21 protein-coding genes are annotated in these 23,347 nt (G+C 72.3%); 14 read left to right on the forward strand and 7 right to left on the reverse strand.

All coding sequences use genetic code 11. From position 1 onward, the window contains the following. Positions 1 to 29 precede the first annotated feature (29 nt). The 3 genes from BLW82_RS25610 to BLW82_RS25620 form a co-directional block, all read right to left on the reverse strand. Positions 30 to 821 (reverse strand): hypothetical protein, encoded by a 792-nt coding sequence (locus tag BLW82_RS25610; protein WP_093502122.1) that lies wholly within the window; start codon positions 819 to 821, stop codon positions 30 to 32. Then, entirely contained in the window at positions 818 to 1,207 is a 390-nt protein-coding gene (locus BLW82_RS25615; protein WP_089102296.1) for a hypothetical protein, read from the reverse strand. The genes BLW82_RS25610 and BLW82_RS25615 overlap by 4 nt, the downstream gene beginning before the upstream one ends. A 172-nt stretch (positions 1,208 to 1,379) precedes the next feature. Next, positions 1,380 to 2,744: a type III PLP-dependent enzyme domain-containing protein gene (locus tag BLW82_RS25620; RefSeq protein ID WP_371131402.1), complete on the reverse strand. Its 1,365-nt coding sequence runs from the start codon at positions 2,742 to 2,744 to the stop codon at positions 1,380 to 1,382. Between the two features lie 157 nt (positions 2,745 to 2,901). Here BLW82_RS25620 and hutU point away from each other — a divergent pair, with 157 nt between their 5' ends. From hutU to hutI, 4 genes are all read left to right on the forward strand, one after another. Then, entirely contained in the window at positions 2,902 to 4,566 is a 1,665-nt protein-coding gene (gene hutU / locus BLW82_RS25625; RefSeq protein ID WP_093502126.1) for a urocanate hydratase, read from the forward strand. Between the two features lie 167 nt (positions 4,567 to 4,733). Continuing rightward, positions 4,734 to 5,936: an allantoate amidohydrolase gene (locus tag BLW82_RS25630; RefSeq protein ID WP_177233318.1), complete on the forward strand. Its 1,203-nt coding sequence runs from the start codon at positions 4,734 to 4,736 to the stop codon at positions 5,934 to 5,936. Then, entirely contained in the window at positions 5,927 to 7,273 is a 1,347-nt protein-coding gene (locus tag BLW82_RS25635; RefSeq protein ID WP_093502130.1) for a formimidoylglutamate deiminase, read from the forward strand. Before BLW82_RS25630 ends, BLW82_RS25635 begins: the two co-directional genes overlap by 10 nt. A gap of 44 nt (positions 7,274 to 7,317) precedes the next feature. After that, a complete protein-coding gene (gene hutI / locus BLW82_RS25640; RefSeq protein WP_093502132.1) occupies positions 7,318 to 8,496 on the forward strand; it encodes an imidazolonepropionase in 1,179 nt (392 codons plus the stop codon). A gap of 1 nt (position 8,497) precedes the next feature. Here hutI and BLW82_RS25645 read toward each other — a convergent pair whose 3' ends face one another. Together BLW82_RS25645 and BLW82_RS25650 are read right to left on the reverse strand one after the other, a co-directional pair. Beyond that, the gene (locus BLW82_RS25645; protein ID WP_093502134.1) at positions 8,498 to 10,030 is read right to left on the reverse strand and encodes an RICIN domain-containing protein; all 1,533 of its coding nucleotides are present in this window, start codon (positions 10,028 to 10,030) and stop codon (positions 8,498 to 8,500) included. 158 nt (positions 10,031 to 10,188) lie between these two features. Beyond that, on the reverse strand, positions 10,189 to 11,082 hold the full coding sequence (locus BLW82_RS25650; protein WP_093502136.1) for an RNA polymerase sigma factor SigF: 894 nt from the start codon (positions 11,080 to 11,082) through the stop codon (positions 10,189 to 10,191). Between the two features lie 306 nt (positions 11,083 to 11,388). Between BLW82_RS25650 and BLW82_RS25655 the strand changes: the two genes are divergently transcribed. The 6 genes from BLW82_RS25655 to BLW82_RS25680 all read left to right on the forward strand — a co-directional run bounded on the left by BLW82_RS25655 (position 11,389) and on the right by BLW82_RS25680 (position 16,736). Then, positions 11,389 to 11,808, forward strand: coding sequence for an STAS domain-containing protein (locus BLW82_RS25655; RefSeq protein WP_093502138.1), 420 nt, complete (start codon positions 11,389 to 11,391; stop codon positions 11,806 to 11,808). A gap of 183 nt (positions 11,809 to 11,991) precedes the next feature. Beyond that, positions 11,992 to 12,510 (forward strand): ATP-binding protein, encoded by a 519-nt coding sequence (locus BLW82_RS25660; protein WP_093502140.1) that lies wholly within the window; start codon positions 11,992 to 11,994, stop codon positions 12,508 to 12,510. 204 nt (positions 12,511 to 12,714) lie between these two features. Next, positions 12,715 to 13,425 carry an LPXTG cell wall anchor domain-containing protein gene (locus BLW82_RS25665; protein ID WP_093502142.1) on the forward strand — a complete coding sequence of 237 codons (711 nt, stop codon included), beginning with the start codon at positions 12,715 to 12,717 and terminating at the stop codon, positions 13,423 to 13,425. A 28-nt stretch (positions 13,426 to 13,453) separates the two neighbouring features. After that, a complete protein-coding gene (locus tag BLW82_RS25670) occupies positions 13,454 to 14,320 on the forward strand; it encodes a COG1361 family protein (protein WP_093502144.1) in 867 nt (288 codons plus the stop codon). Positions 14,321 to 14,403: 83 nt separating this feature from the next. Beyond that, entirely contained in the window at positions 14,404 to 15,423 is a 1,020-nt protein-coding gene (locus BLW82_RS25675) for a hypothetical protein (RefSeq protein ID WP_177233319.1), read from the forward strand. A 2-nt stretch (positions 15,424 to 15,425) separates the two neighbouring features. Next, the gene (locus tag BLW82_RS25680; RefSeq protein WP_093502146.1) at positions 15,426 to 16,736 is read left to right on the forward strand and encodes a hypothetical protein; all 1,311 of its coding nucleotides are present in this window, start codon (positions 15,426 to 15,428) and stop codon (positions 16,734 to 16,736) included. Between the two features lie 141 nt (positions 16,737 to 16,877). Here the strand turns inward: BLW82_RS25680 and BLW82_RS25685 are convergent, their stop codons facing one another. Continuing rightward, positions 16,878 to 18,374, reverse strand: coding sequence for an oligopeptide:H+ symporter (locus BLW82_RS25685; RefSeq protein ID WP_093502148.1), 1,497 nt, complete (start codon positions 18,372 to 18,374; stop codon positions 16,878 to 16,880). A gap of 490 nt (positions 18,375 to 18,864) precedes the next feature. Here BLW82_RS25685 and BLW82_RS25690 point away from each other — a divergent pair, with 490 nt between their 5' ends. Then, positions 18,865 to 19,542 carry a response regulator transcription factor gene (locus BLW82_RS25690; RefSeq protein ID WP_016436346.1) on the forward strand — a complete coding sequence of 226 codons (678 nt, stop codon included), beginning with the start codon at positions 18,865 to 18,867 and terminating at the stop codon, positions 19,540 to 19,542. A gap of 126 nt (positions 19,543 to 19,668) precedes the next feature. Further along, positions 19,669 to 20,940, forward strand: a complete 1,272-nt coding sequence (locus tag BLW82_RS25695) for an ATP-binding protein (RefSeq protein ID WP_093502150.1) — start codon at positions 19,669 to 19,671, stop codon at positions 20,938 to 20,940. A 7-nt stretch (positions 20,941 to 20,947) separates the two neighbouring features. Here BLW82_RS25695 and BLW82_RS25700 read toward each other — a convergent pair whose 3' ends face one another. Further along, positions 20,948 to 21,451 (reverse strand): GtrA family protein, encoded by a 504-nt coding sequence (locus tag BLW82_RS25700; protein WP_093502152.1) that lies wholly within the window; start codon positions 21,449 to 21,451, stop codon positions 20,948 to 20,950. Between the two features lie 217 nt (positions 21,452 to 21,668). Here BLW82_RS25700 and BLW82_RS25705 point away from each other — a divergent pair, with 217 nt between their 5' ends. Further along, complete coding sequence (locus BLW82_RS25705) at positions 21,669 to 22,808, forward strand: 5-(carboxyamino)imidazole ribonucleotide synthase (RefSeq protein WP_093502154.1); 1,140 nt, start codon at positions 21,669 to 21,671, stop codon at positions 22,806 to 22,808. Then, complete coding sequence (gene purE, locus BLW82_RS25710; RefSeq protein WP_093502156.1) at positions 22,805 to 23,326, forward strand: 5-(carboxyamino)imidazole ribonucleotide mutase; 522 nt, start codon at positions 22,805 to 22,807, stop codon at positions 23,324 to 23,326. The genes BLW82_RS25705 and purE overlap by 4 nt, the downstream gene beginning before the upstream one ends. Positions 23,327 to 23,347: the final 21 nt, after the last annotated feature.

A 23,347-nucleotide genomic window follows, 5' to 3' on the forward strand; every position in this document is an offset into this window, starting at 1 on the left:
GCTGTCTCCTCTCGGCGGGGCGGTGCCGTTCAAAGGGCCTCCAGCGCATCCCTGAGCCTCTTCAGCAGCGCGATGTCGGGGTCGGTGACGGGGAGAAGCGGAGGCGGGACGGGCGCGGTGTTCCTCGGGGCGAGGAGTCCGGCCGCCGCCAGCCGCCGTACGTCCACCAGCGTGTGGAAGGCCGGCCTGCCCAGCTCCCGGGCGATCTGCGGGGCCGTGCGGACGCCGTCCACCCGGTCCAGGACCGCCCGCTGCCGGGGGGTGACCGGCGGCGGTGCGAGCGGGTCGGCGCGGATCAGCGGGGCGCCGTCCCCCGACGGGTCGGGCCAGATGCGGTGCAGCAGCGCGCGGCGACGCAGGGTCTCGCGCTCCAGGGCGGCGACGGGGACGGCGGACAGCGGTTCCACGGCGGCCGTGGTGCCGTACCGGAACCGGCCCGGGGTGCTGCTGGGCGCCAGTGCGAAGTACCCCGCGTCGTACAGGGCGCCGAGCCGGCACAGCTCCATGGCGCCGCGCGGGAGCAGGCCGGCGGCGAGCAGCCGGCGGACGGCGGCGGGTATGTCGTCGGTCCAGGGCCAGGCCGCCGCGTCGAGCGTGCCGCGGGCCGTGAGGAGCACGTCGAGACCGGGTGCGTGCGGGCTCTCGGCGTGCACCACGCGGCCCTCGGCCAGGTGCAGGGTGCCGTGCTCGCGGACCAGGACACCGGTGGCCCGCTCCTCGGCGAGGCGTATCAGCATCGGGGAGAGCACGCCGGCCGCTCTCCCGGGCAGGGCCGTCCGGTCCCGGACCGGCAGCGGCGGGGGTGTCTCGACCACGGTCATCCCAGCACCAGCCGCTCGGCCATCTCGCCGAGCCGGATCCTGGCGAGGGCGAGATTGCCGTCCTCGCGGGCCAGCCACAGGTGCAGGAACACGGTGGCGTCGAAGGACGTGACCACGAACCGCAGCAGGTGGTAGCTGTCCCGGTTGCTGACGATCAGGTCCTCCACCGGGGGGCTCACCTCGGTGTCGTCCTCCGTGCTGAACGCCCCGTGCTCGGCGGCCAGCCGGGCCAGCTCGGCGGCCTCCGCGGCGGTGGTCTCGTGGTCGCCGCCGGGCGCCTCGCCGACCGTGCCCAGGGCCAGCCCGCTGGTCCAGTCGACCAGCGCGGCGCCCCGGGCACCGGGCAGTCGCATGGCTTCCAGTAAGCACTCGTCGATTCCGGGCACCGAGGCTCCCCTCCCGCCGCGTGGGTCTCCGGTTGAGTGACGCAGACACTACGCAACGTGTGCGTGAGGGGTGAGGCGTTTGGCATTTTCCAGTGGAACATGCGTCCGGCAGGCTAGTGTTGGTCAACTGGGCTGCTTTTCGCACCAGTTGATCGCCGCTGTCCGAGGTGTCTCAACGGCGCCCGGTTGCGCGCAGGGTGGTGAGCGCGTCGGCGTGCGCCCCTCCGGATTCGGCCACGACCTCGGCGACCGTCTGCGCCTCCCGTACGACGGCGAACGCCACGCTCCCGTCGCCGTCCGGAGCGAAGCCGTAAACCCCTGGCCGGGCAAGGGAGTTGTAGGAGTAGTGGCTGCCGAAGTAGTACGCCCCGGTGTCCAGCGCCGCCGCGAGGTCGCCCTGCTCCAGCGGCGGCAGCAGGCGCCCCTCGGCGAGCAGGTCGCCCGAGAAACAGGCCGGCCCCGCCACGTCCTGCACCACCGGCGCCGCCTCCTTGGGCCGCCCCTTCGCGTCGTACGCGGCGATCCGGAGCGGCCACGCCCCCGGCACGTACACCGTCCGCGGCGCCACCTGGACCCCCGCATGGGTCACCGCGATCCGCCGCCCGCCGGAGCTCTTCGTGTACTCCACCCGCGCCACCACCGTGCCGTGCCGGGCCAGCAGCGACCGCCCGAACTCCGTCACCAGCCCGTACCGCCCGTCGAACAGCCCCGGCACCGCCTCCGCCAGCAGCCGCGCGTACTGCGCGAAGGTCGGCTGCGTCGCCTCGGAGGCGAAGTTGACCGAAAGCCCGCCCCCGATGTCCAGGGTGTCGACCTGCCGCCGCCCGGCCCGCGCGTTGATCTCCTCGGCCAGCGCGTACGTCTCCGCCACGCCCCGCGCCAGCAGCGACAGCGAGATCCCCTGCGACCCGGTGTGCGCGTGCAGCCGCGTCAGCCACGGCCGCTCCGCGAACGCCCGGACGACCCACTCCCGGGCCCCCTCGTCCCGCAGCCCCACCCCGAACTTCGAGGTCGCGGTCGCGGTGGAGGTGGCCCCGATGGTGCCCGCGCCGATCTGCGGGTTCACCCGGATCCCGAGCGGCGGGGGAGCGGTGCCCCCCGCGCTCACGAGGGCGTCCAGCCGCCGGAGCTCCTGCGCGTTGTCCGCGTTCACGGCGACGCCCAGCGCCAGTGCCTCGCGCAGCTCCGCCGCCGTCTTCGCGGGCGCGTCGAACACGATCCGCTCCGCCGGCACCCCGGCCGCCCGTGCCAGCGCCAGCTCGCCCGCGCTGGCCACCTCGGCGCCCAGTCCGGCGCCGGCCAGCAGCCGCACCACCGGGACCAGCGGGTTCGCCTTCACCGCGAAGGCGTGCAGGACCGCGGTGCCGGGCGCCGCGACCGACTCGAACGCCCGGTGCAGCTCCGCGGCCGACGCGCGGATGCCCGCCACGTCCAGCAGGCCTACGATCGGCGCATCCGGCCCCAGCAGTCCCTGCTCCACCGCCGCCCGAACGGCGTCGTCCCGCCGCCCGGCCCGCTCGCCGTCGTCCTCCGACATGTCATTTTCCACACCCTTGAGACCCATAAGTCCAGCCAAACATCCGGAACGCGGCGGTGCTGGCGGACCGGATGTATTGACTAGTTCTATTCAGGGAGCCAGGATGTGAATAACAACAGGAACATCGCACTGGCCGGCAGTCGCTAGGAGGCAGACCATGTCAGGACCCCGCCCCGTACGAGCACCGCGCGGTACGGAACTGAGCGCCCTGGGATGGCAGCAGGAAGCCGCCCTGCGGATGCTGCAGAACAACCTGGACCCCGAGGTCGCCGAGCACCCCGACAAGCTCGTCGTCTACGGCGGCACCGGCAAGGCCGCCCGCGACTGGCGCTCCTTCGACGCCATGGTCCGCACCCTGCGCACCCTCAAGCAGGACGAGACCATGCTGGTCCAGTCCGGCCGCCCGGTCGGCGTCATGCAGACCCACGAGTGGGCCCCGCGGGTCCTCATCGCCAACTCCAACCTCGTCGGCGACTGGGCCAACTGGGAGGAGTTCCGCCGCCTGGAGGCCCTCGGCCTGACCATGTACGGCCAGATGACCGCCGGCTCCTGGATCTACATCGGCACCCAGGGCATCCTCCAGGGCACCTACGAGACCTTCGCCGCCGTCGCCGCCAAGAAGTTCAACGGCACCCTCGCCGGGACCATCACCCTCACCGCGGGCCTCGGCGGCATGGGCGGCGCCCAGCCCCTCGCGGTCACCATGAACGACGGCGTCGCGATCTGCGTCGACTGCGACCCGCGTGCCATCGAACGCCGCATCGAGCACCGCTACCTCGACGTGAAGGCCGACAGCCTGGAGCACGCCCTCCAGCTGGCCACCGAGGCCCGCGACGCCCGCCGCCCGCTCTCCATCGGCCTGCTGGGCAACGCGGCCGAGCTGCTGCCCCGGATGCTCGCCGAGGGCGCCCCGATCGACATCGTCACCGACCAGACCTCCGCGCACGACCCGCTGTCCTACCTGCCGGTCGGCATCGCCTTCGAGGACATGGCCGACGCCGCAGCCAAGGACCCGGCCGGCTTCACCACCCGGGCCCGCGAGTCCATGGCCCGCCACGTCGAGGCCATGGTCGGCTTCATGGACGCAGGCGCCGAGGTCTTCGACTACGGCAACTCCATCCGAGGCGAGGCGCAACTGGCCGGATACGACCGGGCGTTCGCCTTCCCCGGCTTCGTGCCCGCCTACATCCGCCCGCTCTTCTCCGAGGGCAAGGGCCCCTTCCGCTGGGCGGCCCTGTCCGGCGAGGCCTCCGACATCGCCAAGACCGACAAGGCGATCCTCGACCTCTTCCCGGAGAACGAGTCCCTGCACCGCTGGATCAAGCTGGCCGGCGAGCGGGTCCACTTCCAGGGCCTGCCGGCGCGCATCTGCTGGCTCGGCTACGGCGAGCGGGACAAGGCCGGCGAGCGGTTCAACGACATGGTCGCGAGCGGCGAGCTGGCCGCGCCGCTGGCGATCGGCCGCGACCACCTCGACTGCGGCTCCGTGGCCTCCCCCTACCGCGAGACCGAGGCCATGCTGGACGGCTCGGACGCGATCGCCGACTGGCCGCTGCTGAACGCGATGGTCAACGTGGCGTCGGGCGCGTCCTGGGTCTCCATCCACCACGGCGGCGGCGTCGGCATGGGGCGCTCCATCCACGCCGGGCAGGTGACCGTCGCCGACGGCACGAAGCTGGGCGGCGAGAAGATCCGCCGAGTGCTGACCAACGACCCCGGCATGGGCGTCATCCGGCACGTGGACGCCGGGTACGACATCGCGGAGTCGGTCGCCGAGGAGCGCGGGGTCCGGGTGCCGATGCGTGAGGGTGACGACGCGTGACGAAGAGCGGGGACTCTTCGGTGGGGGCCGAGCTCTCGTCGCCGGGTGCGGGTGCGGGTGCGGGTGCGGGTGCGGGTGCGGGTGCGGCTGTGCCCACCCGTTCCGCCCTGCGGAACGACCGCCCACAGCCTGTACGGGCCGAGGGCGGTGCGGCCTCCTTCCACTCCATGTGGAAGGAGTTGCTCCCGGTCGGCCGGCACTCCGGCTCCCGCGGTTACCGGCGCTTCGCCTGGACCGGGGCCGACGCCGACTGCCGGGTTTGGTTCCGGGAGCAGGCCGAGGCGCGCGGGCTGGCGTACGAGGTCGACCGCAACGGGAACCAGTGGGCCTGGCTCGGGGATCCGGCGGCCGGGAACGCCGTCGTCACCGGGTCGCATCTGGACTCCGTGCCGGACGGCGGGGCCTTCGACGGCCCCCTCGGCGTCGTGTCCTCCTTCGCCGCGCTCGACGAACTCCGGGGGAGGGGAGCCGAGTTCACCCGGCCCCTCGCCATCGTCAACTTCGGCGACGAGGAGGGCGCCAGGTTCGGGCTCGCCTGCGTCGGGTCCCGGCTGACCGCGGGGCACCTGACCGTCGAGCAGGCCCACCGGCTCACCGACGGGGACGGCGTCACGCTGCCGCGGGCCATGGCGGCCGCCGGCTACGACCCCGACGCCATCGGCCCCGACCCGGAGCGGCTCGCCCGCATCGGTGCCTTCGTCGAACTGCACGTCGAACAGGGCCGGGCGCTGGACCTCTCCGGCGACCGGGTCGGCGTCGCCAGCGCCATCTGGCCGCACGGACGCTGGCGGTTCGACTTCCGCGGCGAGGCCAACCACGCCGGCACCACGCGCCTGGTGGACCGGCGCGACCCCATGCTGTCGTACGCCGAGACCGTGCTCGCCGCCCGCCGTGAGGCCGAACTCGCCGGTGCCGTCGCCACCTTCGGCAAGATCGCCGTCGAGCCGAACGGCGTCAACGCCATCCCCTCCCTGGTGCGTGGCTGGCTCGACTCCCGCGCCGCCGACCAGGCCACCCTCGACACCGTCGTCGGCGGCATCGAGAAGGCGGCCCGGGAGTACGCGGAGGCGCACGGCATCGACCTGGACGTGGTCCGCGAGTCGTTCACCCCGGTCGTCGAGTTCGACCACGCCCTGCGCGACGAGCTCGGGCGCATCCTCGGCCGGGACACCGGACTCACCGTGCCCGTCCTGGGCACCGGGGCCGGACACGACGCCGGGATCCTCTCCGGGAGCATCCCTACCGCCATGCTGTTCGTGCGCAACCCCACCGGCGTCTCGCACTCGCCGGCCGAGTCCGCGGCCGAGGACGACTGCGTGGCCGGGGTGAGGGCGCTCGCCGACGTACTGGAAGGGCTGGCCTGCGCGTGACGACACGGACGACGTACTGGTTGGAGCACGCCTGGCTGGACACGCACGTCGAGCCGGGTGTCGCCGTGGAGGTGGCCGACGGCCGGATCACGGCGGTGCGCACCGAGGTGCCCGCGCCGCCGCCCGGCGCCGAGGTGCTGCGCGGCCTCACCCTCCCCGGCCTGGCGAACGCCCACTCGCACGCCTTCCACCGGGCCCTGCGCGGCACCGTCCAGGTCGGCTCCGGGACCTTCTGGACCTGGCGCGAGCTGATGTACGGCTTCGCCGAGGAGCTGACCCCGGAGACCTACCACGCGCTCGCCCGCGCGGTGTACGCGGAGATGGCGCTGGCGGGCGTCTCCTGCGTCGGCGAGTTCCACTACGTCCACCACGCCCCCGGCGGCACGCCGTACGCCGACCCCAACGCCATGGGCGAGGCGCTGATCGCGGCGGCCGCCGACGCCGGGATCCGGATCACCCTCCTCGACACCGCCTACCTCTCCTCGGGCTTCGGCGAGCCGCCCAACGCCCACCAGCTGCGCTTCTCCGACGGCAGCGCGGAGGCCTGGGCCGAACGCTGTTCAGTTCTCAAGGAACGGGATCACGCACGGATCGGGGCGGCGGTCCACTCCGTACGGGCCGTGCCGGCCGGGCAGCTGGCGACCGTGGCCGGCTGGGCCGAGGAGCGGCGGGCCCCGCTCCACGTGCACCTGTCCGAGCAGACGGCGGAGAACGACGCCTGCCTGGCCGCCCATGGCCGCACCCCCACCCGGCTGCTCGCCGACCACGGCGTCCTCGGCCCGCGCACCACGGGCGTCCACAACACCCACCTGACCGACGAGGACATCGCACTGCTCGGCGGCTCCGGCACCGGCACCTGCATGTGCCCGACCACCGAGCGCGACCTGGCCGACGGCATCGGACCGGCCGTCGCCCTGCAGCGCGCGGGCTCGCCGCTCTCCCTCGGCTCCGACAGCCACGCCGTCATCGACCTGCTCGAAGAGGCCCGCGCGATGGAGCTGAACGAGCGGCTGCGCACCCGCACCCGGGGCCACTGGACGGCCGCCGCCCTGCTGCGCGCCGCCTCCGCCGACGGGCACGCCGCCCTCGGCTGGGACGACGCGGGCGCCATCCAGACCGGCATGCGCGCCGACCTGACGACGATCGCGCTCGACTCCGTCAGAACCGCGGGGCCGCTCCCGCGACTGGGCGCCGAGACGGCCGTATTCGCGGCGACCGCGGCGGACGTACGGCACACGGTCGTCGGAGGCCGGCACGTCGTACGGGACGGCGCGCACACCCTCGTACCCGATGTGCCGCAGGCCCTCGCGCGGGCCGTCGAGGCCCTTCGCGCCTGACGACCAGCCCCCACCAGGAATCCCAGGACTCCGACGAGGACACCATGAGCAGCAGCACCGCCATCACCGACATCGCCACGCTGGTCACCAACGACCCCTCCCTCGGTGACAACTCCCCCCTGGGCCTGATCCAGGACGCGGCCGTCGTCATAGAGGACGGCCGTGTCGTGTGGACCGGTGAATCCAGCAAAGCACCCGCCACTGACAATCGGGTCGACGCGGGCGGCCGTGCGGTGCTGCCGGGGTTCGTGGACTCCCACTCCCACCTGGTCTTCGCGGGCGACCGCACCCAGGAGTTCAACGCCCGCATGTCCGGCCGCTCCTACACGGCGGGCGGCATCCGGACGACCGTCGCGGCCACCCGCGCCGCCACGGACGAGGAGCTGGAGCGGAACCTCACGCACTACCTCGCCGAGGCCCTCCGCCAGGGCACCACCACCTTCGAGACGAAGTCCGGCTACGGCCTGACGGCCGCCGACGAGGCCCGGGCCCTGCGCATCGCCGCCCGGCACACCGACGAAGTGACGTACCTGGGCGCCCACATCGTCCCGCCCGACCACGCCGACGACCCGGCCGCCTACGTCGACCTCGTCACCGGCGAGATGCTCGACGCCTGCGCCCCGTACGCCCGCTGGATCGACGTCTTCTGCGAGAAGGGCGCCTTCGACGGCGACCAGGCCCGGACCATCCTCACCGCGGGCAAGGCCAGGGGCCTGACCCCGCGCGTCCACGCCAACCAGCTCTCCTACGGCCCCGGCGTCCAGCTCGCCGTGGAGCTCGACGCGGCCAGCGCCGACCACTGCACCCACCTCACGGCGGCGGACGTGGACGCCCTCGCCCACAGCCGGACCGTGGCCACCCTCCTGCCCGGCGCCGAGTTCTCCACCCGCGCCGCATGGCCGGACGCCCGCCGCCTCCTCGACGCCGGCGTGACGGTCGCCCTCTCCACCGACTGCAACCCCGGCTCCTCCTTCACCTCCTCCGTCCCCTTCTGCATCGCCCTGGCCGTACGGGACATGCGCATGACCCCCGACGAGGCGGTCTGGTCGGCCACGGCGGGCGGTGCGGCCGCCCTGCGCCGGACCGACATCGGCCGCCTCGCCCCGGGCGCCCGCGCCGACCTGCTCCTCCTGGACGCCCCGAGCCACGTCCACCTGGCCTACCGGCCGGGGGTGCCGCTGGTCAGCGGGGTGTGGCGGAACGGCGTCCGGGTCGTCGGCTGAGTCAGCCGGCCCCCGCCCGCCAGCGCTGGAGCGTTTCGTCGGTCACCCGGTCCAGGGAGAGGCCGTCGCCGCCGGTCGGGGTGAGGGCCGTTTCGAGGGCGATCTCCGGGCGGATCTCGCCGTCGGGGGTCACGGTGAAGCGGAGGTTGTCGCCGTGGTCGCCGTCCACCGAGGAGCAGCTCCAGATGCCGACGCCCTTGTCGACCGAACCCCGGCTGTCCAGGCAGAAGTCGGGGTCCGCCGCGGACTGCAGGACACCCCGGTCCGGATCGACCCGCCAGCGCTGGGTGTCGGAGCCGGAGCAGGGGGCCGTGATCACGTCGGTGCCGTTGTCGAACTGGCCGTCGCGGACGTCCAGGCAGCGGGCGGTGGCGAGGTTCACGACCTGGGCGTAGGACGTCCCCGGGGGCTTGGGCCTGGGGCTGGGGGTGGGGCTGGGGGTGGGCGTCGGGGTGGTACGGCGGGACGGGGTCGGGGTGGCGGTATGTGACCTGCCACTGGCGCTCGCCGTGGGGGAGCCCCCCGACGGCACCGGGGAAGAGACCGTCGCCGTCGCCGTCACGGTCACCTGTGGACTGGGCGCGGGCGGGGTGGCCGCGGCCGGGTCGGGGGTGTGGGTGTCCCGGTGCGTCAGGAGGACGAGGAACAGCGGGACGAGGGCCACGCCCAGTGCCGTGGAGGTCAGGAGCATGCGGCGGGACGGCTGGCGGCGCTGCCGGGATGGGGCGGGGTCGGGGCCGGCGGGCGGGGCGGGCGGGGTTTCGCTGCCGCCGTACGCCGTTCCGGCCCACGGCAGCAGGCCCTCGGCCAGGGTCTCGCGCGGGGTGTCGCGGAGCGCGCCGAGCTCCTCGAACGCGGCCGTGCAGTGCGGGCAGTGGGCCATGTGCGCGTGCAGGTCGGGGCTGTGGCGGGGGTTCTCCGGGCGCACCGACTCCTCGATCAGGCGGCGGAAGTCCGCGCAGCGCGGGTCGTCCGAGGTGGCCAGGCGGGCGCGCAGGCAGGCCTGGGACAGGGCCTGGAGGGCGGGCGCGATGCCGTACCTGACGTCCTCGGGGGTCAGGCCGAGGTGTGTCGCGGTGCGCTCGGCGGGTTCCCGGTCCAGCACGCCGTACCAGAGCAGGCCCTGGGTGCGGGACGGCAGGGACTGGAACGCCGGGAGCAGGGGCGGGGTCGGGCCGCCGGGCGCACCGGAGGAGTTCAGGACGAGCAGGAACGTGGGGTCCAGGGCGGCGGACTGTTCGCCGCCGGACCAGTCGGCGGCCAGCCGGGCGGTGAGCAGGAGCAGGTGGTGGCGCAGCGGTACGACCGGCTCGGCGCCGCGCGCGATGTCGCGGGCGGCGGTGGTGAAGGTCTGCGCGGCGAGCCGGCGGGCTGCCGCGTCGCCGGCCGTGCAGAGGCGGGCGTAGGCGAGGACCGCGGGATGGTGGCGGGCGCGGAGCTGCTGGAGGGCCGGATAGGCGGTGGCCGTGGGGGTGCGCAGGAGCTCGGTCAGGCGTGCGTCCGAGGGCGGGTCGCCCTGGATGTCCTGGACCATCGTGCACCCCTTCTCGCGGCCGCCCTTCCTGACGTACCGGCCAGTTTGGGGTGTGACTCGCGGTAGCGGGAGACCTTTGGCCAAAGACGCTGCGGGCCGGGGCGGGGGCCGGTGGGGGGATCCCCGTCGCCCCGGCGGCGCGGCGGTCGGGCCGGGGCCTACTCCTCCAGGGTCAGCGCCCTGCGCAGCTGTACGAGCGTGCGGGACAGCAGGCGCGACACGTGCATCTGGGAGATCCCGAGTTCGTCGCCGATCTCCGACTGGGTCATGCCCGCGACGAAGCGGAGGGAGAGGATGGTGCGGTCCCTGGCCGGGAGTCCGGCGATGAGGGGCTTCAGGGACTCGATGTACTCGATGCCCTCCAGGCCGTGGTCCTCGTAGCCGATACGGTCCGCCAGGGTGCCCTCGGACTCGTCCTCGTCGGGCTGCGCGTCCAGGGAGGAGGCGGTGTAGGCGTTGGACGCCGCCATGCCCTCGACGACCTCCTCGTTGGAGAGGCCGAGGCGTTCCGCGAGTTCGGCGACGGTGGGGGAGCGGTCCAGCTTCTGGGCCAGTTCGTCGCCCGCCTTGGCGAGGTCGATACGGAGTTCCTGGAGGCGGCGCGGGACGCGCACCGACCACGACGTGTCGCGGAAGAAGCGCTTGATCTCGCCGATGATGGTGGGCATCGCGAAGGTGGGGAACTCGACGCCGCGGGAGAGCTCGAAGCGGTCGATCGCCTTGATCAGGCCGACGGTGCCGACCTGGATGATGTCCTCCATCGGCTCGCTGCGGGAACGGAAGCGGGAGGCGGCGAACTTGACCAGCGCGAGGTTCAGCTCCACCAGGGTGTTGCGGACGTACGAATATTCGTGCGTGCCTTCCTCCAGCGACTCCAGCCGCTCGAAGAGGGTCTTGGACAGGGCTCGCGCGTCGACCGCGTCGACCTCGTCGTACGGGGGGATCTCCGGGAGTCCGAGGTCGGCGAAGAATCCCTCGATGGCATCCAGTGGTTCCGGTGGGGGTGTCGACGTCGCCGTCAGGGGGTACGAGGCGTCGAGCCGGGGTGACATGGTGTCCTCCATCGTTCTCGGCAATGAGGCTGCCGGAGCCGTTGCGTGCACTGCGGTGTGCGGCGCCTCCAAAGCCGGCCGTGTCGGTTGCGTGTCCCTACTAGCCCTACCCGCTCCGCCGAGCCACTCGCAAGTCCGTTCTATTGTAGTTTGCCCGGTTTCGAGAGGTAGTTCGGGTGTCGGGTTGCGTGCAGAAGGCGTAATGTTCGAGGGCGTCGACACGGCGTTCGGCGGACATCGGTGGGCATCGTCAGACAACGGTCAGACGGTGGCAAAAGCGGTCACGACCTCGGGAGAGAGACGGCAATGGACCACGGGACGGTCGGCAGCGCACAGTCGGGCCGGCTTCTGGTGGAAGTGCGGGAAGAGGGCCCCAGCGCCGTCGTGGTTCCGGCGGGTGAGCTCGATCACCACACCGCCGACCTGTTGCGCGAACCGCTCGACGATCTCCTCGGCAAGGGGTTCTCACGCCTGGTCGTCGACTGCTCACGCCTCGAGTTCTGCGACTCCACCGGACTGAACGTGCTGCTCGGGGCCCGGCTGCGGGCCGAGGCCGCGGGGGGCGGGGTGCACCTCGCCGGGATGCTGCCCGTCGTCGCGCGGGTCTTCGAGATCACCGGCGCCGAGGCGGTCTTCACCGTCCACGACTCCGTCGAGGCGGCGCTGGCCGACGAGGACGGCAGCGGCGGAACCGGCGGAACCCGCAGTACCGGCGGCGAGGGCTGAGGCCCGGCCGGCCCGGCATCCGGAACCGGGGGGTGTTCCCGTGGATCGCTCGGGCAGGAGAGATTCTGGATATGTCGCCGCCCGGCCCGGCCCGTTCGAGTCGATCGGGCCGCCAGGCCCGTACGAACTGCAGCAACCCGAAATTGTCCACGTGAATCGGTGAATCGGTGAGGTGAAGCGCTGATGAGCACCACCCGGCCTTACCCGCCGGGCGACCGCGGCCCGGAGCCCAGCGGCGCTTCGGGGGTGTCCGAGGGGGCGGCGTCCGACGAGCTGCCGGCCTCGGCGGGGGGTCGTCAGGTCCGCAGGCTGCGCCTCCACGGCGAGAGCGGGGTGGTACCGCTCGCCCGCGATTTCACTCGCCAGGCGTTGCATGCGTGGGGGTGGCTGCCGGCCGCGACGGCCGACCGCAGGGCCGCCGCCGAGGACGTGCTGCTCGTCGTCTCCGAGCTCGTCACCAACGCGTGCCTGCATGCGGAGGGACCTGACGAGCTGTTCCTGGCCTGCGACCGGAAGGTGATCCGGGTGGAGGTGTCCGACCGGGGCGCCGGGCAACCGGCGCCGCGGACGCCGCACCGGGCGGGGCGGCCGGGAGGGCACGGGATGTTCATCGTGCAACGGCTGTGTCTGGACTGGGGTGTGGTGCGGGAGGCCGGGGCGGCCGGGAAGACCGTGTGGGCGGAGTTGGGGGCACCGGCGTAAGCGGACGCCGAGTTGCGTCGCTTTTCGGCTGACGGCCGGCGGGGGGCTCGTCGCGCAGGTCCCCGCGCCCCTACGGGGCGCTTCCGGGGCGCTTCGGCATCCCCACACTTCCGCCACGCCCTTTCTCTTCCCTCCTCATGGGCCCCGGCGTACCTTGACGGCCGAATCTGATACCTCGTCAGTAGCGAATGGGGTGGACCGACCGTGTCGTCGTACCCGAAACGTGCCGCCGTGCTCGCGTCCGCCGCCGCCCTGGCCGGATCGGCGGTGCTGCTCGCCGCCCCCGCGGCGCACGCCACCGTCGTCAACGTCAACTACCAGTGCAAGACGCCGATCGGCGACAAGAGCGCCGTCTCCCCGATCGACATCAAGGGGGTCCGGAGCGGCAGCGGATACAAGATCACGATGTCCTGGCAGAAGGGCGTCTCCTCCAGCCCCGTCGAGCTCGGCAAGGGCGCGATGAACCCGAGCGCCACCGTCAGGCTCGGCGGCGCCGACAGCGGCACCCTGAACGTCACCGGCGCCGCCAACCAGGCCGCGATCCCCGCCAACACCCCCATCAAGATCAATGACTTGAGCGGCACGTACACCCCGGAGAAGTCCGGCAAGGTGACGTTCACGGCGGGCACGCTCACCATCAAGGCGCTCGGTACGACGACCACCTGCAACCCCACCAACAACCCCGGCCCGTCACTGACGTTGGACGTGACCGCGGCGGGCGGCGGGTCGAACAGTTCCGGCGGGTCCGGCTCGTCGTCGTCCGGCAGCACCGGCACCGACTCCGGAGGCACCCTCCCGAAGACCGGTCCCGAGGACTCGTTCGTCGCCCTCGGCACCCTCGGCGGCACCGTGCTGCTCGCCGGGGCGGCGGGCACCCTCTGGCTGACCCGGCGGAACCAGACCGCACGCCGCTGACCTCCGGGTCCGACCGCTGGAGCCGCCCATGCCGTCCGCCCCGCCCTCGTCCACAGCCCGGTCCGCCGCGCGTGTCCTCGGCCTCGCCGCGCTGGCCCTGCTCGCGGCCGCCCCGCACGCCTCGGCCGCCGGGGACTGGTCCCTCGCGCCCGCGGGCGGCGGCCGTCCCTCCTTCTACGCCGAAGGCACGCCCGGATCGGCCCTCCAGGACACCGTGTCGGTGACCAACCCGGGCGGACACCCCGTCACGGTACGGCTGACCGGCAGCGGTGTCCCCGTCACCTTCGCCGAGCCGACCGTCCGGGTCCCCGCCCGGACCCGCGCCGACGTCCCCTTCACCGTGACCGTCCCGGCGGGCGCGGCCCCCGGCGACCGCACCGGCACGCTCGTCGCGAAGGACACGGGCGGCCGCACCGTCACCGCCCGCCTCCGGCTGCGCGTCGGCGGTCCCGAGCTCTCCGCGCTGACCGTCGAACACGTCTCCGTGCACGGTGACCGCATCACGTACGAGCTGGTCAACCGGGGAACGACCGTGCTCGCGCCGAAGCTGGCGGTGCGCGCCCGGGGCCTGTTCGGCCGGGTCCTCCTGGACCGGGCCGCGCGCACCCTCCCGGTCCGGCTCGCCCCCGGCACCCGCACCGAGCTCAGCGAGCCCTGGCCCGGCCACCCCGCCCTGGACGCGGCCGACGTCCGGCTGACGGCGACGGCGGCGGACGGCGCGCACGACACGGCGGGCACCGAGGCACGCTTCGTGCCCTGGGGCGGGGTCGCGGCCGTCGCGGGGGTGCTCACGGCGGGGGCCGCGGTGGCGGTCGTACGACTGCGCGGGCGGCGGGCCGGGCGGCTCGCCGAACCCGGTTCCATGAACGTCGAGTTGACGGGAGCGGCGAGGTGAGGGTGCGTGCGGTCCCGAGTCCGGTCCCGGTGCTGGCGGCGCTCACGGCGCTGGCGGCGGTGTTCTCGCTGCTTCTCGTGCCCATGGCGGCAGCGGCAGCCGCCGCCGGGCCGGTCGTCAAGGTCTCCGAGTCCCAGGCGGGCACCGGCGGTTCGGTCACCGTCAGCGGCACCGGCTGGCGGCCGCACACCCTGCTGATGATGCTGGTCTGCGGCCAGGCCAGCCCGTCCCGTGGTGTGCTCGGCGGCACCAACTCCTGCGCCAACGCCGACGGCCGGGCCGTCACCACCGACGCCGACGGCTCCTTCGGCAAGCGGCTCCCGGTCGCCGAACCGCCGGTGCCCTGCCCCTGCGTGGTGCACGTGGCCACCGTGACCGGTGCCAGTGCCGACGCGGACGTCGCCTTCCAGGTCGCCGGACACCCCGTCAGGGCACTGCCCGCCGAGTCGACCGGCGGCCGCCTGTCGATGCTCACCGACACCCGCCTCGACGGCTCCTCGGGCCTGCTGACCTGGTTCGGCGCACCCCCCACCCGCACCCTCGTCTTCACCATCGGCAACGCGGGCACCTCCACCCTCAAGGACCCCGTCTTCCAGGTCGGCACCGCACACGGCGTGTTCGCCCCCCAGTGGGACGAGCAGCAGTGGCGCGGCACCCTCGCACCCGGCAAGAAGGCCCAGGTCAAACTGCCGGTCGAACTCTCCGCCGGGGCACACGGCGACTACACCGTCTCCCTGAGGTACGAGGGCAGGGTCCTCGCCGAGCAGCCCTGGGGAGTCGGCCGCCCCTGGGGCGTGACGCTCTTCTGGCTCCTGCTCTGCGTGGTCGTACCGGCGGCCGTCTTCCGCATCGGCATGGCGGTGGTGGACCGGGTACGGCCGCCCCGCGCCGGCGGCGTCCGGCACCGGGGAGTGCCCCGCCCGGTCCTCCGCGTGCCGCGCCTGCGCGCCCCCGAGCCCGCACCCCCGACGGCCGCCACCCCATCGACCCTGCCGTGGTTCACCCCGGACTCCGGTCCGGGCGCGACGGCCGGGCGGCTCTCCGCACCGCACGACGACAGTTCCGCGAGTCCCACGACTCCGACGACGAAAGGACCGACGTGATCATGCGAAGGAGAGTGACACCGGTACCGGCCAGAGCGGGCGCGGCGGCGGCCGCCCTGGTCCTCGCCGGAGCGGGCGTCCTGCTCGGCACGGCCGCGGGGACCGCCCAGGCGGCCGAGGTGTCGTACGCCACCCACTGCGTACCGCCCGCCGGGGTCGCCGACCCGATCGACGGCACCACCAAGGTCGAGATCACCGCGCCCGCCACGGCGAAGGTCGGTGACACCGTCGACGTCACCTGGAAGTTCGTGCAGGCCGCGTCCAAGAACCCGGACATCATCGACCTGCCCGCGAACACGGTCCAGCCGTCCGGCACGGTCAAGGCGGCCGGCGCGCAGACCGCCGACGTCGCCCTGCAGGGGCCGCGCGAGAACCCGGCGATCCCCAAGGGCGGCGACATGGTGCTGTCCGACATGACGGGCTCGCTGAAACTGACGTCACCCGGCGAGGTGACGCTCACGCCGGACGCGTACACCGTCAACGCGTACGGGACGAACACGGTGTGCACCCCGACGGGCACGGTGGAGAAGGCGGCCACGATCGAGGTGTCGGGCAGCGGTTCGAGCGGGTCGGCGAGCCCGTCGGGCACCACGCCGGCGTCGGCGTCCCCCTCCGGCTCGGCATCCCCTTCCGACTCGGCGTCGGCCTCGTCCTCCGCTTCCGCGTCCGCCTCCGACGGCACGGGCAGCGGCCAGACCGACTTCACGGGCAAGGAGGTCGACATCCCCTACGCCTGCAAGACCCCCATCGGCGACAAGAGCGCGACCTCGCCGGTGCAGATCAACGCCAAGAAGGACGGCGGGAACTTCGCCCTCACCGTGCAGTTCAACGGGTCCGTGATGGACAGCCCGGCCGACATCCCGGCGGGCTCCGTGAAGCCGTCGATGGAGGTGGTCCTGGGCGGTGCCGACAAGGGCACGGTCCATGTGGAGGGCCCCACCAACTCCTCCGCCATCAAGTCCGGCGACCCGATCGAGATCCCCGACCTGACGGGCACGTACAAGCCGGGGGCGAGCGGCGAGTCGACGCTGTCACCGGGCGTCCTGACGGTCGAGGCCCTGGGCACGACCACGACGTGCACGCCGACCAGGACGGAGGTCTCCCTGACCCTGGACACGACGCAGCAGGCGAGCGGAGCCTCGGGTTCGTCGACCTCGGGCGGCTCGTCGAGCAGTTCGAGCAGCACCGGTGGCCTCGCGGAGACCGGCGACAGCAGCAACGGGGCGCTCAAGGCGCTGGGTCTGGTGGCAGGAACGGCGATCCTGCTGGGCGGCGCGGTCTTCACCTTCATGCCCCGAAAGAGGACCAGGTGACCCACCTGCCCTTGGGGGCGCGGGACCGTATGTGATGTGCGGCTCCGCCGCGTGGGCGCGATCAGCCGCCACGAACCGTTAGCCGACAACGCAAGAGGGCCACCCCGTTCAAAAGAACGGGGTGGCCCTCTGTCGAAGACGTCAGTGAACGTCTCCCATAAGCTCGCGAACCTTCTTCCGGTACATCCACACAGCCGCACCGGCAAGCACCGCCAGCGCCGCCTGGAGCGCCACGATCCCCGTCTTGTTGAGGTCGACGCCCGCGATGGACAGCAGACCCGTCGTCGCGTCACCCGCGGTGACCGCGAGGAACCACACGCCCATCATCTGGGAGGCGTACTTCGCCGGCGCCATCTTGGTCGTCACGGACAGACCCACCGGGGACAGCAGCAGCTCACCCACGGTCTGCACGAAGTAGATCCCGACCAGCCACATCGCCGCGGCCTTGTGCCCGCCGTCGGCGATCGACAGCGGTGCGAGGAACAGGAAGAACGACGCACCGATCAGCACCAGACCACCGGCGAACTTCACGGCCGTGCTCGGCTCCTTGCCGCGCCGCGCCATCGCCAGCCACGCCCAGGCGAACACCGGCGCGAACGCCATGATCATGACCGGGTTGACGGACTGGTACCAGGAGACCGGGAAGTTCCAGCCGAAGATGGTGTTCTTGGCGGACGCGTCGGCGAACAGCGAGACGGTCGAGCCGCCCTGGTCGTAGATCATCCAGAAGACGGCGGCGGCCACGAAGAACCAGATGTACGCGCTCATCTTGGACTGCTCCGCGCGGTCCAGGTCCTTGTCGCGCTTGATGCGGGCGATGACGACGACCGGGATCAGCAGACCGGCGATCGTGATCGGGACCAGCAGCCAGTTCAGCGTGTAGACGCCGGAGACACCCACGACGACGTAGAAGACCGCGGCGACGGCGGCCCAGAAGCCGGCCTTCGTCAGCGTCGCCTTCTTCTCCGCGGCGGACAGCGGCGTCGGCACGATGTCCGAGCGCGAGTTCAGGTGGCGGGTGCCGAGCAGGAACTGGGCGAGACCCAGCGCCATGCCGACCGCGGCGAGCGCGAAGCCCAGGTGCCAGTTGTAGCTCTCGCCGACCGTGCCGATGACCAACGGCGCGGCGAACGCGCCCACGTTGATGCCGATGTAGAAGAGCGTGAAGCCACCGTCACGGCGCGGATCGTCCGGGCCGTCGTACAGGTGGCCGACCATCGTGGAGATGTTGGCCTTCAGCAGACCGGAACCTATGGCGACCAGGCCGAGGCCCGCGAAGAAGGTGCCGGCGCTGGGCAGAGCCAGCGTCAGGTGACCGAGCATGATGATCGTGCCCGCGACGGCGACCGTTTTGCGGGGACCGAGCACACGGTCGGCGAACCAGCCGCCCGGCAGGGCGAGCAGGTACACGAGCGACAGGTACACGGAGTAGATCGCCGTCGCCGTGGCCGCGCTCATGTGCAGGCCGCCGGGAGCGACCAGGTACAGCGGGAGCAGGGCCTTCATGCCGTAGTAGGAGAATCGCTCCCACATCTCGGTCATGAAGAGGGTGGCCAGTCCGCGGGGGTGGCCGAAGAAGGTCTTCTCGGAACCGGGGGTGCCCGGTCGGACCGAGTCCTTCGTCAGGCTGGACGCCATGGTCGTTCCTTGCTGGTCGGAGCGCGCGGTGGGGCTGTGCGCGCCCGTGGGGGGAGCGGCCGGCACCGGCGGGTCGTACCGTCCACCCCACGCCCAGGGGGAGCCCGCCCCGGATCAGGGAGCGGCGGACGGCGACCACCGGGATCCACGCCCCGTGACGCTGTGTCGCGTCCGGAGCCCGGCCAGAGGTCATTCCTTTCGAGGCTGGCAGGCCAGCCCGCACACAAAAGAGACCTTCAGCGTCGAGATGCCCGCCAAAGGTCCCCGGGTGTACTACAGGCGTTCACGTCACTGTACGTCAGGACACTGCCGGATATGGAAGGACTTGAGACACGGATCACAGGTGTCGGGGGAACCTCGCACCCGGTTTCGAAGGTCCCTCCTACGATCGCACCTTTCGCCCACAGGTTCGTACCACTGTGCCCCAAGGTAAGAATCCCTGGTGCCGATCACACTCCAGTACTGCGCGTAATCGGACTACCATCACCCCATGACCCGTGTACTGCTCGCCGAGGACGACGCGTCCATCTCGGAGCCGCTGGCCCGCGCACTGCGCCGGGAAGGTTACGAGGTGGAGGTGCGCGAGGACGGACCCACCGCGCTCGACGCCGGAATGCAGGGCGGCGTCGACCTGGTCGTGCTGGACCTCGGGCTGCCCGGGATGGACGGCCTGGAGGTGGCGCGCCGGCTGCGTGCCGAGGGCCACGCCGTGCCGATCCTCATCCTGACCGCGCGGGCCGACGAGGTGGACACCGTCGTCGGTCTCGACGCGGGCGCGGACGACTACGTCACCAAGCCGTTCCGCCTCGCCGAGCTGCTCGCCCGGGTGCGGGCGCTGCTGCGGCGCGGTGCCGCGGAGCCGGCGCAGCCGCCGGCCACGCACGGGGTGCGCATCGACGTCGAGTCGCACCGGGCGTGGATGGGCGACGAGGAGCTCCAGCTCACGGCGAAGGAGTTCGACCTGCTGCGGGTGCTGGTGCGGGACGCGGGCCGCGTCGTCACGCGGGACCAGCTGATGCGGGAGGTCTGGGACACCACGTGGTGGTCGTCCACCAAGACGCTCGACATGCACATCTCGTGGCTGCGCAAGAAGCTCGGCGACGACGCGGCGAACCCGCGGTACATCGCCACCGTGCGCGGGGTCGGGTTCCGTTTCGAGAAGAGCTAGGTCGGCTACGCGCGTCGCGCCGTGGGTGGCTGATGTGGTGTGTGCGACCGGCCTCGCGGTGGGCTGGTCGCGCGGTTCCCCGCGCCCCCTCGGGGGCGCTGAAGTGGCCGTTCCCCGGAGAGTGCTGTGCGTCGTCGCCTGATCCAGTCCACCCTCGCCGTCGTGCTCGTCGTCATCGCCGTGTTCGGCGTCTCCCTGGTGATCGTCGAGAGCCGGACCATCAGCAACAGCGCCCAGGAACGCGTCGACTCCGAGGCGCTGCGTCTCGCCAGCATCGTCGACAGCCGGATCCTCGGGGACGAGGACATCACCGCCGACATACTGCGCAGCCAGGTCGGCAGTGAGCAGTACGCCGTCATCCGGATCCCCGGCAAGGCGCCGATCGAGCTCGGGGCCAAGCCCGAGGGCGATGTCATCCACTACACGGCCGACGGTGAGGAAGGCGAGACGGTCACCGTCCAGGAGCCGCGGTCGACGGTGACCCGGGAGGTCGGCCGTACGCTGCTGATCATCGGCGCCGTCGCGCTGCTCGCCGTGATCGCCGCCGTGCTGCTCGCCATCCGGCAGGCCAACCGGCTGGCCTCCCCGCTCACCGACCTGGCGGAGACCGCGGAGCGGCTGGGGTCCGGCGACCCGCGTCCGAGGCACAAGCGGTACGGCGTCCCCGAGCTGGACCGGGTCGCCGACGTGCTCGACTCCTCCGCCGAGCGGATCGGACGGATGCTCACCGCCGAGCGGCGCCTCGCCGCCGACGCCTCCCACCAGCTGCGCACGCCCCTGACCGCGCTGTCCATGCGACTGGAGGAGATCACCCTCACGGATGACCCGGACATCGTGAAGGAGGAGGCGAACGTGGCGCTCACGCAGGTGGAGCGGCTCACGGACGTCGTGGAACGGCTGCTGACGAACTCCAGGGACCCGCGCACCGGCTCCGCCGTCTCCTTCGACCTGGACGAGGTCATCCAGCAGCAGCTCGCCGAGTGGCGGCCCGCCTACCGCAGCGCGGGCCGGGCGATCGTCAGCTCCGGCAAGCGGCACCTGCGTGCGGTCGGCACGCCGGGCGCGGTGGCGCAGGTGCTGGCCGCGCTGATCGAGAACTCCCTGATGCACGGGGGCGGCACCGTCGCCCTGCGCACCCGGGTCACCGGCAACCAGGCCGTGGTCGAGGTGACCGACGAGGGGGCGGGGGTGCCGGCCGACCTCGGCAACCGCATCTTCGAGCGGACCATCAGCGGCCGCAACTCCACCGGGATCGGGCTGGCCGTCGCACGCGATCTCGCGGAGGCCGACGGAGGCCGTCTGGAGCTGCTCCAGGCCCAGCCGCCGGTGTTCGGCCTGTTCCTGTCCCGCACCCCGCCGGCGCACAAGCCGGCGGACGATCTGCCGATGGTCCGGTGAGGAAGCGCTAGCGGACCCGCTGCGCGGGCTGCCCGGTGTCGGTGGCCCGCTCCAGGATGGCCTCCGCGTCGGCGACCGCCTCACGCGCCGGCAGCGCCTTGAACACCCACGTGCGGTACGACCAGAAACGGAACAAGGTCGCCACGCCGATGCCGACGAACTTGAAGACGTTGCTCTGCAGCGGGCTGTCCCAGCCGAAGCCGTAGGTGGCCAGGTACAGCAGACCGTTCTCGATCACCAGGCCGACCGCGCTGAACAGCAGGAACAGGGTGAGTTCCCTGGTGCGGCCGCTCTTCTCGCGGTCCCGGTACGTCCAGTAGCGGAAGCCGAGGTAGTTGAAGACGATCGCGACGACCGTCGCTATGACGCTCGCCCGCACCACCGGCAGGTCGGTGACGTGCCGGACCAGGTTGAAGACGCCGAGATTGACGAGAATGCCGGCCCCGCCGACCGCGCCGAATTTGGCGACCTCGCGTACGAGCCTGTGCAGCCCCGAGGAACCATGTTCCATGGTTGTGCGGGCTCCCGTCCGTAGGTATTGCGACCCAGCCACTCTAACGACCCAGTATCTCCGATGCCTCTGGATGGCGACACAGGACGGGAAAGGCTTGGGAAGAGGTCCGGAAAGGCCCGGGAAAAGCGGGGCAAGAGGAGCCGAAGCGGCGGGTAAGAGCACTGGTCGCGGGCTCGGAAACGGGCCACCCCGAAGTGGCCGATACCCTAGGGGCGTGACGTTCCCGGTAGTCGGCATGGTCGGCGGGGGTCAGCTCGCGCGTATGACGCACGAGGCGGGCATCCCGCTGGGCATCAGGTTCAAGCTCCTCAGTGACACCCCCCAGGATTCCGCGGCCCAGGTGGTGAGCGATGTCGTCGTCGGCGACTACCGCGACCTGGACACGCTGCGTGCGTTCGCGCGCGACTGCGACGTGATCACCTTCGACCACGAGCACGTGCCGACCGAGCACCTGCGGGCCCTGGAGGCGGACGGCATCCCCGTGCGCCCCGGCCCGGAGGCGCTGGTGCACGCCCAGGACAAGGGCGTGATGCGGGCGAAGCTCACGGAGATCGGCGTGCCGTGCCCGCGGCACCGGATCGTGACCGACCAGGAGGACGTGGTCCGGTTCGCGGCCGAGGGCGACGGCTTCCCCGTCGTCCTGAAGACCGTGCGCGGAGGCTACGACGGCAAGGGCGTGTGGGTCGTCGAGACCGCAGAGGAGGCCACCGACCCCTTCCGGGCCGGCGTGCCGGTCCTCGCCGAGGAGAAGGTCGACTACGTCCGCGAGCTGGCCGCCAACGTCGTACGCTCCCCGCACGGCCAGGCCGTCGCCTACCCGGTGGTGGAGTCGCAGCAGGTCAACGGCGTGTGCGACACCGTGATCGCGCCCGCTCCCGACCTGGACGAGTCCCTCGCCCTGCAGGCCGAGGAGATGGCCCTGCGGATCGCCAAGGAACTGGGCGTGGTCGGCCACCTGGCCGTCGAGCTGTTCCAGACCCGCGACGGCCGCATCCTCGTCAACGAACTGGCGATGCGCCCGCACAACTCCGGCCACTGGAGCCAGGACGGGGCGATCACCAGCCAGTTCGCCAACCACGTGCGGGCCGTCCTCGACCTGCCCCTCGGCGACCCGCGCCCGCGCGCCCGCTGGACGGTCATGGTCAACGTCCTGGGCGGCGACTACCCGGACATGTACTCCGCGTACCTGCACTGCATGGCCCGCGACCCCAAACTGAAGATCCACATGTACGGCAAGGACGTGAAGCCCGGCCGCAAGGTCGGCCACGTCAACACCTACGGCGACGACCTGGACGACGTTCTCGAGCGCGCACGTCACGCTGCCGGCTACCTGAGAGGCACGATCACCGAATGAGCCCCCTTGTTGGCATCGTCATGGGTTCGGACTCCGACTGGCCCGTCATGGAGGCCGCCGCCAAGGCCCTCGACGAGTTCGAGATCGCGTACGAGGTGGACGTCGTCTCCGCGCACCGCATGCCGCGCGAGATGGTGACCTACGGAGAGCAGGCCGCCGAGCGCGGCCTCAAGGTGATCATCGCGGGTGCCGGGGGAGCGGCCCACCTCCCGGGCATGCTCGCCTCCGTCACCCCGCTCCCGGTCATCGGCGTGCCCGTCCCGCTGAAGTACCTCGACGGCATGGACAGCCTCCTGTCCATCGTGCAGATGCCGGCCGGCGTCCCGGTCGCCACCGTCTCCGTCGCCGGTGCCCGCAACGCGGGCCTGCTGGCCGCCCGCATCCTGGCCGCCCACGACGAGGACCTGCTGCAGAAGATGCGCGACTTCCAGCAGGACCTCAACGACCAGGCCACCGAGAAGGGCAAGCGGCTACGGGCCAAGGTCGAGGGACCGAGCGGCTTCGGCTTCGGCAAGTAGGACTCCGGGAAGTAACACGCA

The organism is Streptomyces sp. Ag109_O5-10 (assembly GCF_900105755.1).
Lineage (GTDB): Bacteria > Actinomycetota > Actinomycetes > Streptomycetales > Streptomycetaceae > Streptomyces.